We start from the raw sequence: 201 nt of genomic DNA on the forward strand, positions 1-201 counted from the left end.
AAAATGTACCAGGAAAGAAGACAGATAAAAAAGATAGTGAGTGGATTGCTCAGCTTCTATGTAACGGGTTGTTACATAGTAGTTTCGTTCCACCAAAATATGTAAGGCACCTTCGAGATTTATCAAGGTATTCTAAAAAGCTGAGCCAAGAAATTGCTAAGGAAAAGAACAGAGTTCATAAACAACTTCAAGATGCTAATA

1 protein-coding gene is annotated in these 201 nt (G+C 35.3%); it reads left to right on the plus strand.

Annotated features, from left to right (window positions below):
- Positions 1–201, plus strand: a 201-nt coding sequence (locus ACXAHM_RS26560; RefSeq protein ID WP_474967095.1) for an IS110 family transposase, incomplete at both ends; no start/stop codon positions are given.

It is taken from the genome of Flammeovirga sp. AWQ4_249 (assembly GCF_056161045.1).